The organism is Pseudescherichia sp. (assembly GCF_031987975.1).
Classification (GTDB): domain Bacteria; phylum Pseudomonadota; class Gammaproteobacteria; order Enterobacterales; family Enterobacteriaceae; genus Pseudescherichia.
Map to the genome: position 1 here is coordinate 466,710 of NZ_DALZYX010000002.1, position 14,595 is coordinate 481,304.

Annotated in this window: 14 protein-coding genes and 2 tRNA genes; 7 read left to right on the forward strand and 9 right to left on the reverse strand. The window is 55.5% G+C overall.

The features are described from left to right. Positions 1 to 15: 15 nt before the first annotated feature. Positions 16 to 1,071, reverse strand: coding sequence for a DNA polymerase IV (gene dinB / locus RTN40_RS05750; RefSeq protein WP_312227617.1), 1,056 nt, complete (start codon positions 1,069 to 1,071; stop codon positions 16 to 18). 275 nt (positions 1,072 to 1,346) lie between these two features. Here dinB and dpaA point away from each other — a divergent pair, with 275 nt between their 5' ends. Beyond that, complete coding sequence (gene dpaA, locus RTN40_RS05755; RefSeq protein WP_312227618.1) at positions 1,347 to 2,090, forward strand: peptidoglycan meso-diaminopimelic acid protein amidase; 744 nt, start codon at positions 1,347 to 1,349, stop codon at positions 2,088 to 2,090. On the opposite strand, the gene RTN40_RS05760 is transcribed toward dpaA, so the two are convergent. Further along, positions 2,061 to 2,828 carry a class II glutamine amidotransferase gene (locus tag RTN40_RS05760; protein WP_103821570.1) on the reverse strand — a complete coding sequence of 256 codons (768 nt, stop codon included), beginning with the start codon at positions 2,826 to 2,828 and terminating at the stop codon, positions 2,061 to 2,063. The genes dpaA and RTN40_RS05760 overlap by 30 nt on opposite strands. Positions 2,829 to 2,874: 46 nt before the next feature. After that, positions 2,875 to 3,456 carry a D-sedoheptulose 7-phosphate isomerase gene (gene lpcA / locus RTN40_RS05765; protein ID WP_312227619.1) on the reverse strand — a complete coding sequence of 194 codons (582 nt, stop codon included), beginning with the start codon at positions 3,454 to 3,456 and terminating at the stop codon, positions 2,875 to 2,877. A 237-nt stretch (positions 3,457 to 3,693) separates the two neighbouring features. Here lpcA and fadE point away from each other — a divergent pair, with 237 nt between their 5' ends. After that, positions 3,694 to 6,153 carry an acyl-CoA dehydrogenase FadE gene (gene fadE, locus RTN40_RS05770; RefSeq protein ID WP_312227620.1) on the forward strand — a complete coding sequence of 820 codons (2,460 nt, stop codon included), beginning with the start codon at positions 3,694 to 3,696 and terminating at the stop codon, positions 6,151 to 6,153. A 111-nt stretch (positions 6,154 to 6,264) separates the two neighbouring features. Beyond that, positions 6,265 to 7,038 carry an amidohydrolase gene (locus tag RTN40_RS05775; RefSeq protein ID WP_312227621.1) on the forward strand — a complete coding sequence of 258 codons (774 nt, stop codon included), beginning with the start codon at positions 6,265 to 6,267 and terminating at the stop codon, positions 7,036 to 7,038. Positions 7,039 to 7,123: 85 nt separating this feature from the next. Here RTN40_RS05775 and RTN40_RS05780 read toward each other — a convergent pair. Both RTN40_RS05780 and dnaQ read right to left on the reverse strand, forming a co-directional pair. Further along, positions 7,124 to 7,200 (reverse strand) — tRNA-Asp (locus RTN40_RS05780). Positions 7,201 to 7,328: 128 nt separating this feature from the next. After that, positions 7,329 to 8,060, reverse strand: coding sequence for a DNA polymerase III subunit epsilon (gene dnaQ, locus RTN40_RS05785; protein WP_312227622.1), 732 nt, complete (start codon positions 8,058 to 8,060; stop codon positions 7,329 to 7,331). A gap of 63 nt (positions 8,061 to 8,123) precedes the next feature. Here dnaQ and rnhA point away from each other — a divergent pair, with 63 nt between their 5' ends. Then, complete coding sequence (rnhA, locus tag RTN40_RS05790) at positions 8,124 to 8,591, forward strand: ribonuclease HI (RefSeq protein ID WP_312227623.1); 468 nt, start codon at positions 8,124 to 8,126, stop codon at positions 8,589 to 8,591. Here rnhA and RTN40_RS05795 read toward each other — a convergent pair whose 3' ends face one another. Next, on the reverse strand, positions 8,592 to 9,308 hold the full coding sequence (locus RTN40_RS05795) for a class I SAM-dependent methyltransferase (RefSeq protein WP_312227624.1): 717 nt from the start codon (positions 9,306 to 9,308) through the stop codon (positions 8,592 to 8,594). It lies immediately after the preceding gene. 33 nt (positions 9,309 to 9,341) lie between these two features. Here RTN40_RS05795 and gloB point away from each other — a divergent pair, with 33 nt between their 5' ends. Together gloB and mltD are read left to right on the forward strand one after the other, a co-directional pair. Beyond that, positions 9,342 to 10,097, forward strand: a complete 756-nt coding sequence (gloB, locus tag RTN40_RS05800) for a hydroxyacylglutathione hydrolase (protein ID WP_312227625.1) — start codon at positions 9,342 to 9,344, stop codon at positions 10,095 to 10,097. 73 nt (positions 10,098 to 10,170) lie between these two features. Next, the gene (gene mltD / locus RTN40_RS05805; RefSeq protein ID WP_312227626.1) at positions 10,171 to 11,538 is read left to right on the forward strand and encodes a murein transglycosylase D; all 1,368 of its coding nucleotides are present in this window, start codon (positions 10,171 to 10,173) and stop codon (positions 11,536 to 11,538) included. A gap of 65 nt (positions 11,539 to 11,603) precedes the next feature. Here the strand turns inward: mltD and RTN40_RS05810 are convergent, their stop codons facing one another. Both RTN40_RS05810 and RTN40_RS05815 read right to left on the reverse strand, forming a co-directional pair. Further along, on the reverse strand, positions 11,604 to 12,371 hold the full coding sequence (locus RTN40_RS05810; protein WP_312227627.1) for a class I SAM-dependent methyltransferase: 768 nt from the start codon (positions 12,369 to 12,371) through the stop codon (positions 11,604 to 11,606). Positions 12,372 to 12,446: 75 nt separating this feature from the next. Beyond that, positions 12,447 to 13,247: an endonuclease/exonuclease/phosphatase family protein gene (locus RTN40_RS05815; protein WP_312227628.1), complete on the reverse strand. Its 801-nt coding sequence runs from the start codon at positions 13,245 to 13,247 to the stop codon at positions 12,447 to 12,449. A gap of 196 nt (positions 13,248 to 13,443) precedes the next feature. Between RTN40_RS05815 and yafC the strand changes: the two genes are divergently transcribed. Then, positions 13,444 to 14,343 (forward strand): DNA-binding transcriptional regulator YafC, encoded by a 900-nt coding sequence (gene yafC / locus RTN40_RS05820; RefSeq protein WP_312227629.1) that lies wholly within the window; start codon positions 13,444 to 13,446, stop codon positions 14,341 to 14,343. Positions 14,344 to 14,416: 73 nt separating this feature from the next. On the opposite strand, the gene RTN40_RS05825 is transcribed toward yafC, so the two are convergent. Next, positions 14,417 to 14,493: transfer RNA gene (locus RTN40_RS05825), tRNA-Asp, on the reverse strand. Positions 14,494 to 14,595 lie beyond the last annotated feature (102 nt).

A 14,595-nucleotide genomic window follows, 5' to 3' on the forward strand; every position in this document is an offset into this window, starting at 1 on the left:
CGCCACCGGGCTTTTTTACAGCCCCAGCACTAACTGTCTTTCAAGCTGCGGATCGAGCAGCGTCACATGCAGCCCCACCAGCCGCACGCCGCGATCTCCCCGGCGCTCGTCCCACACATTGCGCGCGGTGGCGATCAGATCCTCTTTATTCAGCTGCGGCCAGACGTGCTCCTGGGTGGTCTGCTGAAAATCGTTAAACTTTAGCTTTACCCCCTGACGGGCGATGAGCAGATCCGGCTTAACCACCGCCAGTCGCCGCTCCAGCTCCGGGTAGAGGCGCTCGATGATCGCCACGCACTCCTCCCACTCGTGAATATCCTCTGCCAGAGTACGCTCCACGCCCACCGATTTGCGTAGCCTCTCGCCGGTGATCTCCCGCTCGTCGATCCCCTGGCTGCGCTCCCACAGCACCCGGCCAAACTTGCCAAAGCGCTTCAGGAGCATGGCGAGATCGCTCTTCTGTACGTCCTCACAGGTGCGCAGGCCGAGACTCTCCAGCTTGCCAGCCGAGACTTTACCAACGCCCGGAATTTTTGACAGCGGTAGCGTTTTGAGGAACGTCGGGACCTCATCCGGGGTAATGACGTACTGGCCGTTGGGCTTGTTGAGATCCGAGGCGATCTTTGCCAGAAATTTCACCGGCGCAATACCCGCCGAGGCGGTGAGCTGCAGCTCGTTAAAGATTGTCTGGCGGATCTCCTGCGCTATCAGGGTCGCGGAGCCGTGGCAGTGCACGCTGTCGGTCACATCGAGAAAAGCTTCATCCAGCGAGAGGGGTTCAATGCGCGACGTGTAGCGGGAGAAGATCTCCTGTATATGCCGTGAGGCGGCTTTGTAGGCATCGAAACGACCCGGCAGCAGGGTAAGATGGGGGCAGAGCTTGAGCGCCATTCCAGTAGGCATAGCGCTGCGTACGCCAAACTTGCGCGCCGGGTAGTTAGCGGTGCTGATTACGCCCCGCCGCTCCCGGCTGCCACCGATGGCGATAGGAATATCTCGCAGGGCAGGATTATCACGCATCTCCACCGCTGCGAAAAAACAGTCCATATCAACGTGTATTATTTTTCGCATCTGCTTATTTTGCCTGGAAAGTCTCTGCCCTCACTGGATAAGTATACAGCCTTTGTTGATCAAATGAGAAGTATCGCTTATGCAGAAGCTTAGCCAACGGCCGCTGATATCGGTATGATGGGGCCTGAGCAAAACAATTTGTAAACTCCGCCTGGCGGGCTTGCGAAAAAATACCGGGGTGCTAATGTGAGCGCTCCTAATCCAGATTAGTCTGATTTCGGGTCTCTTTTGCCGTCCTGGCAATGTGGTAACCGCTTTATCAAGGAACAAGTAGTATGCGCATAATCGCATTATTCATTGCGATGCTTACAATACCGTGCGTCTCGTTTGCCGGCCTGCTCAGCAGCAATAGCTCAACAACGCCCGTGAGTAAAGAATATAAGCAGCAGTTAATGGGTTCCCCGGTCTATATCCAGATCTTCAAGGAAGAGCGCACGCTTGAGCTGTACGTCAAGATGGGCGAGCAGTATCAGCTGATGGATAGCTACAGGATCTGTAACTACTCCGGCGGTCTCGGTCCGAAACAGCGCCAGGGCGACTTCAAAAGCCCGGAAGGGTTCTATACCGTTCAGCGCAGCCAGCTTAAACCGGACAGCCGGTTCTATAAGGCGATCAACATCGGCTTCCCTAACGCCTACGATCGCTCGCACGGCTATGAAGGTAAGTATCTGATGATCCACGGCGCATGCGTCTCGGTGGGCTGCTACGCCATGACCGACTCCGGCATCGATGAGATCTTCCAGTTTGTGACCGGTGCGCTGGTCTTTGGTCAGCCGGGCGTGCAGGTTAGCATCTATCCGTTCCGCATGACCGACGCCAACATGGCGCGCCATAAGAACTCGTACTATGCAGACTTCTGGAATCAGCTGAAGCCCGGCTATGACTACTTCAATACCCTTCACCAGCCGCCGGTGGTCTCGGTGGTGAACGGGCGTTACGTGGTGAGCAAGCCGCTTAAGAGCAACGGCGCGATCCAGCCTCAGCTGGCATCAAACTACACGCTCCCCGAGGCAAAATAGCACCCACTCCCCTGGCATGATTTTGTGCCAGGTTTCATTGCCGGTAAGCGGCTGGGTAGCGATCACCGAGACCACGTCATTAGGCGTGGTCTCTTTTTGGAAGTCGATCTCAACGTCCTGGTCCAGCAGCTTGGCCACGCCAAACGGCGCGCGGCGGGTGATCCAGAACAGGTTGGTCGAGCAGAACGCCATCACATAGCGCCCATCCGACAGCAGCATGTTGAACACGCCCTTCTCACGCAGCTCCCCTGCCAGCGTCGCAATGTACTTAAACACCGCCGCCATATTGCCCGGCGTGCGCGGATAGCGTGCGGTGAGCTTATGCAGAAGCCAGCAAAACGCCTTCTCGCTGTCGGTCTCGCCAACCGGACGGAAATTGCCGGTCTCCAGCGATTTGTAGCCTGTCAGCTGGCCGTTATGGGCGTAGGTCCAGTTGCGTCCCCACAGCTCGCGGGTGAAGGGATGCGTATTCTCCAGCGATACTTCTCCCCGATTAGCCTGGCGAATATGCGCCACTACCGAGCAGGATTTGATCGGGTAATCCTGAACCAGTTTCGCTATCGGTGAGTTGTAGCTGGGCTGCGGATCTTTGAACGTGCGACAGCCTTTGCCTTCGTAAAAGGTGATACCCCAGCCGTCTTTATGTGGCCCGGTTCCTCCACCGCGCTGAACCAGCCCGGTAAAACTAAAGCAAATATCCGTAGGCACATTGGCGCTCATCCCGAGCAGTTCGCACATACAACACCTCCACAGCTCATCGGGGGCCGTGCCCCCGTACGACGTCTTAAGCTTTAACCATCTCTTTTTCAATCAGCTGAATCAAGATGTGGATCACTTTGATATGAATTTCCTGAATACGATCGGCATAGCCAAAATGCGGAACGCGGATCTCAATATCAGCGCTGCCAGCCATTTTGCCGCCGTCTTTACCGGTTAGGGTAATCACCTTCATGCCTTTAGCACGTGCGGCTTCAATCGCTTTGATCACGTTGCCGGAGTTGCCGGAAGTGGAGATGCCCAGCAGCACGTCGCCCTCGCGGCCTACCGCTTCCACGTAGCGGGAGAAGATGTAGTCGTAGCCAAAATCGTTGCCGACGCAGGAGATGTGGCTAACGTCAGAGATAGCGATAGCCGGGTAGCCCGGACGGTTCTCACGGTAGCGACCGGTCAGCTCTTCAGCAAAATGCATCGCATCACAGTGTGAACCGCCGTTGCCGCAGGAGAGCACTTTGCCGCCAGCTTTGAAGCTGTCCGCCAGCAGCACTGCTGCGCGCTGGATGGCGTGAATGTTGGCGTCATCCTGCAGAAAATTAGCCAGCGTCTCCGCCGCTTCATTCAGTTCGTTACGAATCAGATCCTGGTACATAAGATGTCCTTCAGAATAGATGAATTTTACGAGCGCAGTTTACCGGATAGCACCACACGCGAGAAGCTAAAGCCATACTTATCACCGGGCGTTTTAGGTATCCGTGCCGTCATCACCCTCAACAATGTGAACCAGGTTGTAATTACTTTGTAAACACATTGCTAAATATAGTGTCATCCACTACAACAATAACATCACAAGTGGTCAGACCTCCTACAAGCCAGGGAGCAATTGTTTATGATGATTTTGAGTCTTATCGCAACAGTCGTATTGATTGGCGCGCTGTTCTACCATCGCGTTAGCCTGTTTTTGAGTAGCCTGATTTTGCTGGCCTGGACCGCCGCGCTTGGCGTTTCCGGCCTGTGGTCCGTCTGGGTGCTGGTGCCGCTGGCAATTATGCTGGTGCCGTTTAACCTGCCCGCGATGCGTAAATCGATGATCTCTGCCCCGGTGTTTCGCGGCTTCCGCAAGGTGATGCCGCCCATGTCACGCACCGAGAAAGAGGCGATCGACGCAGGGACCACATGGTGGGAAGGCGATCTGTTCCGTGGCAATCCGGACTGGAAAAAGCTGCATAGCTATCCACAGCCACGTCTGACCGCTGAAGAGCAGGCGTTTATCGACGGGCCGGTAGAAGAGGCCTGCCGCATGGCAAATGATTTTCAGATCACCCACGAGATGGCCGACCTGCCGCCCGAGCTGTGGGCGTACCTGAAAGAGCACCGCTTCTTTGCGATGATCATTAAAAAAGAGTACGGCGGCCTCGAGTTCTCCGCCTACGCCCAGTCTCGCGTGCTGCAGAAGCTCTCCGGCGTCTCCGGTATTCTGGCGATCACCGTCGGCGTGCCTAACTCCTTAGGCCCGGGCGAGCTGCTGCAACATTACGGCACCGAAGAGCAGAAAAACCACTACCTGCCGCGTCTGGCCCGTGGGGAAGAGATCCCCTGCTTTGCCCTGACCAGCCCGGAAGCGGGTTCCGATGCCGGTGCGATCCCGGATACCGGTGTGGTCTGTATGGGCGAATGGCAGGGTGAGCAGGTGCTCGGTATGCGCCTGACCTGGAACAAACGCTACATTACGCTGGCCCCCATCGCTACCGTGCTGGGCCTGGCCTTTAAGCTCTCCGACCCGGAAAAACTGCTGGGCGGCGATGAAGATCTGGGCATCACCTGCGCCCTGATCCCCACCAGCACGCCCGGCGTAGAGATTGGCCGTCGCCACTTCCCGCTTAACGTTCCGTTCCAGAACGGCCCGACCCGCGGTCAGGATATCTTTGTGCCGATTGACTACATCATCGGCGGACCGAAAATGGCCGGTCAGGGCTGGCGGATGCTGGTGGAGTGTCTGTCGGTGGGTCGCGGCATTACTCTGCCGTCCAACTCTACCGGTGGTCTGAAGTCCGCGGCAATGGGCATCGGCGCTTACGCGCATATTCGCCGTCAGTTCCGCATCGCCATCGGTAAGATGGAGGGGATTGAAGAGCCGCTGGCGCGCATTGCCGGTAACGCCTACGTGATGGATGCTGCCGCATCGCTGATTACTTACGCCATCGTGCTTGGGGAAAAACCGGCGGTGCTCTCTGCCATCGTCAAATATCACTGTACCCACCGCGGTCAGCAATCAATTATTGATGCTATGGATATCGCCGGCGGGAAAGGCATTATGCTCGGCGAGAGTAACTTCCTGGCCCGCGTTTATCAGGGCGCGCCGATCGCCATCACCGTTGAAGGGGCGAACATTCTCACCCGTAGCATGATGATCTTCGGTCAGGGCGCAATCCGCTGCCATCCTTATGTGCTGGATGAGATGGCTGCTGCCCAGAGCAACGATCTTAACGCCTTCGACAAGCTGCTGTTTAAACACATCGGCCACGTGGGTAGCAACACGGTACGTAGCTTCTGGCTTGGCCTGACTCGCGGCCTGACCAGCAGCACGCCAACCGGGGATGCGACCCGCCGCTACTACCAGCACCTTAACCGTCTGAGCGCCAACCTGGCGATGCTGTCAGATGTCTCGATGGCGGTGCTGGGCGGCAGCCTGAAACGTCGCGAACGTATCTCGGCGCGGCTGGGGGATATTCTGAGTCAGATTTTCCTCGCCAGCGCGACGCTGAAACGCTACGACGACGAGGGCCGCCACGAAGCCGATCTGCCGCTGGTCCACTGGGGCGTGCAGGATGCGATCTATAAGGCAGAGCAGGCGATGGACGACCTGCTGGCCAACTTCCCGAACCGCGGCGTTGCCGCCCTGCTGCGCGCGACCATCTTCCCTACCGGGCGTCACTACCTTGCCCCGTCGGATAAGCTGGACCATGCTGTGGCGAAGATCCTGCAAACGCCGAGTGCCACTCGCTCCCGCATTGGTCGCGGTCAGTATCTGACCGCCAGCGAGCATAACCCGGTTGGCCTGCTGGAAGACGCCCTGCTGGACGTGATCGCTGCGGATCCGATTCACCAGCGCATCTGTAAAGAGATCGGTAAGAATCTGCCCTTTACCCGTCTGGATACGCTGGCCAACGACGCGCTGGCCCAGGGAATTATCGACTATGACGAAGCGCGGATCCTGATCAAAGCCGAGGAGAGCCGACTGCGCAGCATCAACGTTGATGACTTCGAGGCAGACGCGCTGGCGACCCAACCGGTCAAGCCCCTGCTCCCTGCCCTGCCGGAAAAAGTGCGTAAAATCGAAGCTGCGTAACGTTTCCTGTGTTGCTATTGACCCTGCCCCCGGGCAGGGTTTTTTATTGCCACACAATCGCGTTTTGCCGTGGTAGAGTGTTTGAACGCTATAAAAATGGGGAGACTCATCGTGCCTGGTTTGAAAATTACGCTGTTGCAACAGCCGCTGGTGTGGATGGATGGTCCAGCTAACCTGCGGCACTTCGATCGCCAACTGGAAAATATTATCGGGCGCGACGTTATCGTTCTGCCGGAGATGTTCACGACGGGTTTTGCTATGCAGGCGGCACAGCAGTCGCTGCCGCAGAGTGATGTTATCGCCTGGATGCAGGCCAAAGCGCAGCAGACGAATGCCCTGGTTGCGGGTAGCGCGGCGCTGCAGAGCGATCGCGGAGCGGTAAACCGTTTCCTGCTGGTCGAGCCGGAGGGCAAGGTGCATAGCTACGATAAGCGCCACCTGTTCCGCATGGCTGATGAGCATCACCACTACGAGGCTGGCACCGAGCGCGTGGTCTTTGAGTGGCGAGGCTGGCGCATTCTGCCCCTGGTCTGCTATGACCTGCGCTTCCCGGTCTGGTCGCGCAACCGCAATGACTACGACCTGGCGCTGTACGTAGCCAACTGGCCTGCCCCGCGTTCGCTGCACTGGCAGGCGCTGCTGGTAGCGCGGGCTATTGAGAACCAGGCCTATGTCGCGGGCTGCAACCGCGTCGGCACCGATGGCAACGGACATCACTACCGCGGCGATAGCCGGATTGTCAGCCCGCAGGGAGAAATTCTCGCTACCGCCGAGCCGCACCAGGCTACACGTATCGATGCCGAGCTGTCACTCACCGCATTAAAAGAGTATCGCGAAAAATTCCCGGCCTGGCAGGATGCCGACGCCTTTACGCTAGAGAAGTGATGTCACTAACGGGTACACAGCTGCCCGTTTGAAAAGCGAAAACGACGAAGGCCTGAATCATTGCTGATTCAGGCCTTCTGAATAGTGGCGGAACGGACGGGACTCGAACCCGCGACCCCCTGCGTGACAGGCAGGTATTCTAACCGACTGAACTACCGCTCCACTGTTCCCTTGGGAACGAGGCGAATATTACGTACTGCCACGCACGCCGTCAACGCTTTTTCACTGCTTTTGATCTGTTTGCTGCAAAAATCGCCCGCGAGCTGTTTTTATCTACAAAACAAAGCGTTTCAGCCCCGCCACAAGCAGGATCCACCTTTCTTTTGCACCAGGTCAAGACGCGACTCATGGGCCATCACCTCTTCATCACTGGCTAACACCACACGCAGCGAATTAGCCCGGCGCGCAACGCGCTGAATGGTGGCTTCGCCCTGCGCCTGCTGGTTTTCTCCCTCAACGGAGAAGGCCATTGAGGTCTGCCCGCCCGTCATCATTAAGAAGACGTCGGCGAGGATCTGGGCATCAAGCAGTGCGCCGTGCAGCGTTCGCTTGCTGTTATCGATCTCATAGCGTGAGCAGAGCGCATCAAGACTGTTGCGCTTGCCGGGGAACATCTTCCTGGCCATTGCCAGGCTATCGGTCACCTTACAGAAGGTGTCCGTTTTAGGAATGCCCCGGTTCAGCTTGCTGAACTCATAGTCCATAAAGCCGATATCAAACGATGCGTTATGGATCACCAGCTCAGCGCCGCGAATATAGTCGATAAACTCATCGGCCACGTCGCTGAAGAGCGGCTTATCCAGCAAAAACTCATCTGCAATCCCGTGCACGCCAAAGGCTTCCGGATCCACCAGCCGATCCGGCTTAAGGTAGACGTGGAAGTTATTGCCGGTCAGACGACGGTTGATCACCTCTACCGCGCCGATTTCAATAATCTTATGTCCTTCATAGTGGGCACCGATCTGGTTCATACCGGTGGTTTCCGTATCAAGGACGATCTGTCGTGTAATTGCAGTGCTCATAGCGGTCATTTATGTCAGACTTGTCGTTTTACGTCGATTTCAACTACAGGAAGTCTACCAGAGATGCTCAAACAGGTAGAAATTTTCACCGATGGATCTTGCTTAGGTAACCCAGGACCAGGCGGCTACGGCGCTATTTTACGCTATCGGCAGCATGAAAGAACCTTCAGCGAAGGATATCGCCTCACGACCAACAATCGGATGGAGCTGATGGCGGCCATCGTCGCGTTTGAGGCGCTGAAAGAGCACTGTGAAGTGGTGCTGAGCACCGACAGCCAGTACGTCCGTCAGGGGATCACCCAGTGGATCCACAACTGGAAAAAGCGCGGCTGGAAAACGGCCGAGAAGAAACCGGTAAAGAATGTCGATCTCTGGAAGCGACTGGATGCGGCGCTCAGCCAGCATCAGATCCGCTGGGAGTGGGTTAAAGGCCACGCGGGTCATCCGGAAAACGAACGCTGCGACGAGCTGGCCCGCAGTGCAGCGATGAATCCCACTCAGGAAGATGTCGGTTACCAGCCAGAGAGCTAATCAGGGTTTACGATACTGCCGCGTAGCACCCACCGCCTGGGGCACGCGCGCTTTCGCCTTGCTCTGCTTCGCTGGATTGAGCGTCAGAGGGATGGTGCGCTTGCGGGCGACGATAAGCTGCATACAGCCCAGCGCGGGCAGATGGGTGCTGAGCACTTTACCTCCCTGTCGGGTCCAGGGCAGCACCTGAAAACCGCTGTGGTGCACCACCTCAAAGTTGAGCAGCGACAGCCAGTCGAGCTGGCGCATCATAGTGAACATCCGGCTGCGGTAGACCGCTGACCGACGTTTGATAGGCAGCGCCTTACGCAATCCAAGCAGGCTAACGGGATTAAACCCGCTCAGTATCAGCCAGCCATCATCAATCAACACGCGGTCAGCTTCATTTAACAGGCGATGCGGATCCTGGCACCAGCTAAGCGTATGAGCCAGCAGACAAGCATCCACGGATTTATTTTCGAAGGGAAGATGCAGTGGATCGGCCCTGACCTGTGCAGGCTCGCCCTGCAGCGAGACGTTAACCTGATGCGAGATAGCGCAGCTTTCGGCATTGATTTCCGCGCTGAGATTGCCAATCTTAAGCAGGTGAAATCCGTAGATTTTTGCGAACCAGGGCTTTAGCTGCTGCTCCAGCGCCTCGCGGTAGTATTCGCCACGGGAAAAATCAGCCCAGTGGGCAGGTGCTGAGAACGTTCGAGGTATCCTTGCCGGTTTCATCACAACCTTCCGCTACGCTTTGAGAGGTATTATATGAATCTTAACAGTATTCCCGCATTTCAGGATAACTACATCTGGGTGTTAAGCAATGACCAAGGTCACTGTGTGATTGTCGATCCGGGCGAAGCGGCTCCGGTGCTTCATGCTATCGAAGAAAACCAGTGGCAGCCACAGGCGATCCTGCTCACCCATCACCACCACGATCACGTTGGCGGCGTGAAAGAACTACGCCAGCGGTTCCCGGACGTAGTGGTATATGGCCCAGAAGAGACACAAGATAAAGGGGCAACGAAATGCGTAGTCGAGGGCGATAAGCTCATTCTTTTGGGCTACGAATTTTCTGTTTTTGCAACGCCGGGTCATACTCTCGGTCATGTTTCTTACTACACAATTCCTTACCTTTTTTGCGGCGACACGCTGTTCTCAGGCGGTTGTGGCAGACTTTTCGAAGGAACAGCGGATCAGATGTATCAATCATTTCAGAAAATTAACGCGCTTCCGCCGGAAACGGTTATTTGTTGCGCGCATGAATACACATTAGCGAATATGAAGTTTGCCCAGCATATTCTGCCCAACGATCCGGCTATTGAGGATTATCTTAATAAAGTGAAGCAGTTACGCACAAAAAGTCAAACAACGCTGCCGGTTACGCTGGAAAATGAGCGTCGTATTAATGTTTTTCTCCGTACTGAAGATCCTGATTTGATTAGTGTTATTGATAAAGAAACAAAATTGCAACAGCCTAATACGCGTTTTGCATGGTTGAGGTCAAAGAAAGACGCTTTCTGAAATTTCATACTTGTCATCTGGATCCTTCGCCGTTATGATTGCTCGTCTTTTAAGCAACTATTGACTCACACACATGAAGGCACAAGCGATCTTACTCGCCTCTGTCCTGCTTGTGGGTTGCCAGGCGTCTAATCACGATGGCAACGTACAACAGCACGCACAGAGCCTTTCTGCAGCTAGTCAAGGGGAAGCAGGTAAGTTTACAAGTCAGGCGCGGTGGATGGACGATGGAACATCCCTCGCGCAGGATCAGGACTTGTGGGCTGCCATTAGCGACGAGCTGAAGATGGGAATTCCGGAAAACGACCGGATTCGCGAACAAAAACAGAAGTATTTAAGAAACAAGAGCTATCTCCACGATGTAACTTTACGGGCAGAGCCGTATATGTACTGGATAGCAGGGCAGGTTAAGAAACGTAACATGCCCATGGAACTGGTACTACTACCCATAGTGGAGAGCGCTTTTAACCCGCACGCGACGTCTGGCGCCAATGCCGCAGGCATTTGGCAGATCATTCCGAGCACGGGGCGCAACTACGGTTTGAAACAGACTCGCACTTACGATGCGCGTCGTGACGTTGTGGCATCTACCACTGCCGCACTCGACATGATGCAGCGTCTTAACCGCATGTTTGACGGCGACTGGCTGTTGACGGTGGCTGCCTATAACAGCGGCGAAGGGCGTGTCATGAAGGCAATGAAAGCGAATAAATCGCGGGGTAAACCTACCGATTTCTGGTCGCTCTCGCTGCCTCAGGAAACGAAAATTTACGTGCCTAAGATGCTGGCCTTGAGCGATATTCTCAAGAACAGCAAGCGCTACGGTGTGCGTCTGCCTACGCCTGACGATAGCCGCGCGCTGGCACGTGTCCGGCTAAACAGTCCGGTTGGCATGAGCCAGCTGGCGGATATGGCCGGTATGCCGGTAAGCAAGCTGAAGACCTTCAACGCGGGCGTTAAAGGCTCGACGCTTGGCTCGGGTGGACCGCAGTACGTAATGGTGCCGCAGAAGCATGCCGACCAGCTGCGCGAATCACTGGCTTCGGGTGAGATCGCTGCCGTACAGCCTACGCTGATGGCAGATAACACCCCGCTGACCAGCAAGAGCTATAAGGTACGTTCTGGCGATACGCTTTCCGGTATTGCTTCACGCCTCGGCGTGACCGCTAAGGATCTCCAGCAGTGGAATAGCCTGCGCGGTTCAACACTGAAAGTGGGCCAGAGCCTAACCATTGGCGCAGGCAGCAGCGCGCAACGTCTTGCCAGCAACAGCGATAGCGTTAAGTATCGCGTGCGTAAAGGCGATTCGCTCTCCAGTATTGCTAAAGATTACGGCGTAAATATTAAGGATGTTATGCGCTGGAATGACGATACGGATAACCTGCAGCCTGGCGATCAGCTGACGCTGTTTGTGAAGAATAGCGCCACACCGGACTCTTAATCGAACCGTTTCATATAAAAAAGCACCGTTTCCCCCGGTGCTTTTTTTATTGCCAATTTTGTAGCCTAGCGTTTTTTCGCAGCAATAAACACCGTATCGCTGGTGAAAGAACCGTCATCCTGCAACTCAAAGTAGGCTTTTATCGCCTGTGATGCGCTCTCCTGATAGAGCCGAATCGCCTTGCTCAATGCATCCGGGGTTCGCATACGGGCGATCCAGGAGGAGAACTCCAGCACCAGACGATCGGTAACCAAATCGCAAGTTATCAGTCCCGCCTCGTTAATCTGTGTCAGCCACTCACCGCTTGAGTAGTTATGGACGTGAGAGGTATCGCGCAGGGCTTCAACCGTCTGTAACCAGATATCGCGAACCGGCTCTCCGGGGGACATCACATCCATCAGAAATGCTGTTCCGCCAGGCTTCAGAACGCGTTTTATTTCACGTAATGCCTGGCCGAGATCCTGCCAGTGGTGCGCAGAGTAACGACTGATTACGACATCAAAGGTCTCATCAGCGAAAGGCAAGCTCTCCGCATAGCCTTGTTGGGTATTAATATTGCTCAAGCCTTTCTCTTTTGCCGCGGCAGCCACGACGCCCAGCATATCGCTGGAGAGATCGTATGCCGTCACCTCTCCTACCGCTGTGGCGGCAGTAAAGCTGGCATGCCCTCCCCCGCAGCCGACGTCCAGAACATGGGCCTGAGGGAAGCATTGAAGGCGTTCGCGCAGCCGCTCTAAATCACGGCCTGCGGCATGCACGGCGCTGGTTAAGTAGGCGCTTGCCTGGGAGCCAAACTGATCTTCGACATTATCATGATGGGATTTTGCTGCCATTGTGCTGTCCTTTTAGTTAAGTGAAAAGAGGGCAGCACCCATTTAGGCCTGCCCTACGGCAGACCTGACACACCACTACTTATCAGGTTTGCCGGGACTGAATTCAACGAGTAGCGGGTTGTGATCGGAGGCGCGCGTGACCAGCACCGAGGCTTCGTTCACGTTGAGACCACGATAGAAGATAAAATCGAGCGGGCGACCAAACGCCCGGCGGCGGTTGTCATCCGTAAAACGCACCTGGCGCAGGGACATCTCTCGTGAGAAGCGATAAAGCGCATTCATTCGCGGGCGGCTCCAGGCATTGAAATCCCCAGCCATGATCACCGGGCCATTATGCTGGGCGATCTGATCGCCAATAGGCAGCAGCTGCTTACTGTAGACATCTACCCCAAGGCTAAAGTTAACCGCGTGGACATTGACGACCATTAGCAGTCGTCCGTCAGGCAGAGGATAGACCGTGACCAGAGCGGACTTTGCCAGACGCAGGATCGGCTCACGCTCGCGCAGCGGACAGCAGTAGACCGGATGGGCCGATGCCAGCGTCATGACGCCAGAGGGGTGCTGAGGCAACACAAACGCCGGGACCTGATCCGCTGCCAGATAGTTGGTAGTAGCAAACTGAATAAGCTCAGGCGTGGTTTGTGCCTCCTGCAGCAGCACGAGGTGGGCATCTTTACCAAAGCTTTGCAGCACCGACTGCCACTCGGCGCGCTGCTGCTTAAAAATGTTCCACACCAGGACGCGGATGTTCTCTTCCTCGCTCAGCGGCGCGCCTGGGGGTGATGCCTGGCCAATACTCGCGAATGACCCGGGCGGCAGGATCCGCTCGGCGGGCTGTCCCGCGATATAGCGCATGGCATGGGTATGTTTTCGCACTTTCGGCTTCTTACCTCTATAACCTGTCTGCCCTGGATACCAGATCCACTCCTTCTGTTATAGGGATTTTAGCGCACACTTTCAACGCTGACCGGAAAAACAGTTGCGTTGAGAAGGAAGTGACACCTGGCGTGGACGCATGGTTAAATAACAATAATCGATAAAATGCGGATAAAATTTTGCTACAGGTGCAAAAATGAAGGCAACATCAGAAGAGCTGGCTATATTTGTCGCCGTAGTGGAGAGCGGGAGCTTTAGCCGGGCCGCTGAGCAGCTTGGGCAGGCTAATTCGGCTATCAGCCGGGCAGTAAAGAAGCTGGAGACCAAGCTGGGCGTGAGCTTGCTTAACCGCACCACGCGCCATCTAAGCCTTACTGAAGAGGGTGAGCGCTATTTCCGGCGCGTACAGCTTATTCTGCAGGAGATGGCGGCAGCAGAAAACGAGGTGATGGAGCATCAGCATACCCCGCGTGGCCTGCTACGTATTGATGCAGCTACGCCGGTTGTGCTGCATTTTTTAATGCCGATGATTAAGCCGTTTCGTGAGCGCTACCCAGAGGTAACACTGTCGCTAGTCTCGTCGGAGACGTTTATTAACCTGATCGAGCGTAAAGTCGACGTCGCTATACGTGTCGGTACGCTGACAGACTCCAGCCTGCGCGCCCGCCCGCTGTTTAAAAGCTCCCGCAGGATCATCGCCTCCCCTGCCTATCTGGCTAAATACGGTACGCCGCAGAGCGTAGACGATCTTAAACATCACACATGTCTGGGCTTCACCGAGCCTGTGTCGCTTAATACCTGGCCCATAGCCTGTGAGGATGGTCAACTCTATGAAATCAACAGCGGTATCTCATCTAACAGCGGCGAAACGCTGAAGTATCTCTGTCTTTCAGGTAACGGTATAGCCTGCCTGTCTGACTATATGACGGACAATGAGATTGCCAGCGGCGAGCTGGTCGAGGTGCTGGCGGATAAACGCCTGCCGGTTGAGATGCCTTTTAGCGCGGTCTATTACAGTGACAGAGCGGTCAGCACGCGTATTCGTGCCTTTGTTGACTTTCTAAGTGAGTATGTGAAACAGCGTCAGCAGCCGTGAAGCCGGCGGTTGTGCTGTAAATAGCAGGCAAAAAAAAACCGTATCTCGTGAGAGATACGGCTTCTTAAATAAGTGGCGGAACGGACGGGACTCGAACCCGCGACCCCCTGCGTGACAGGCAGGTATTCTAACCGACTGAACTACCGCTCCACCGAATTTCTTTGTCACTACCCGGATATTTTATCCCGGTTAACTGCAATTTGATGCCTGGCAGTTCCCTACTCTCGCATGGGGAGACCCCACACTACCATC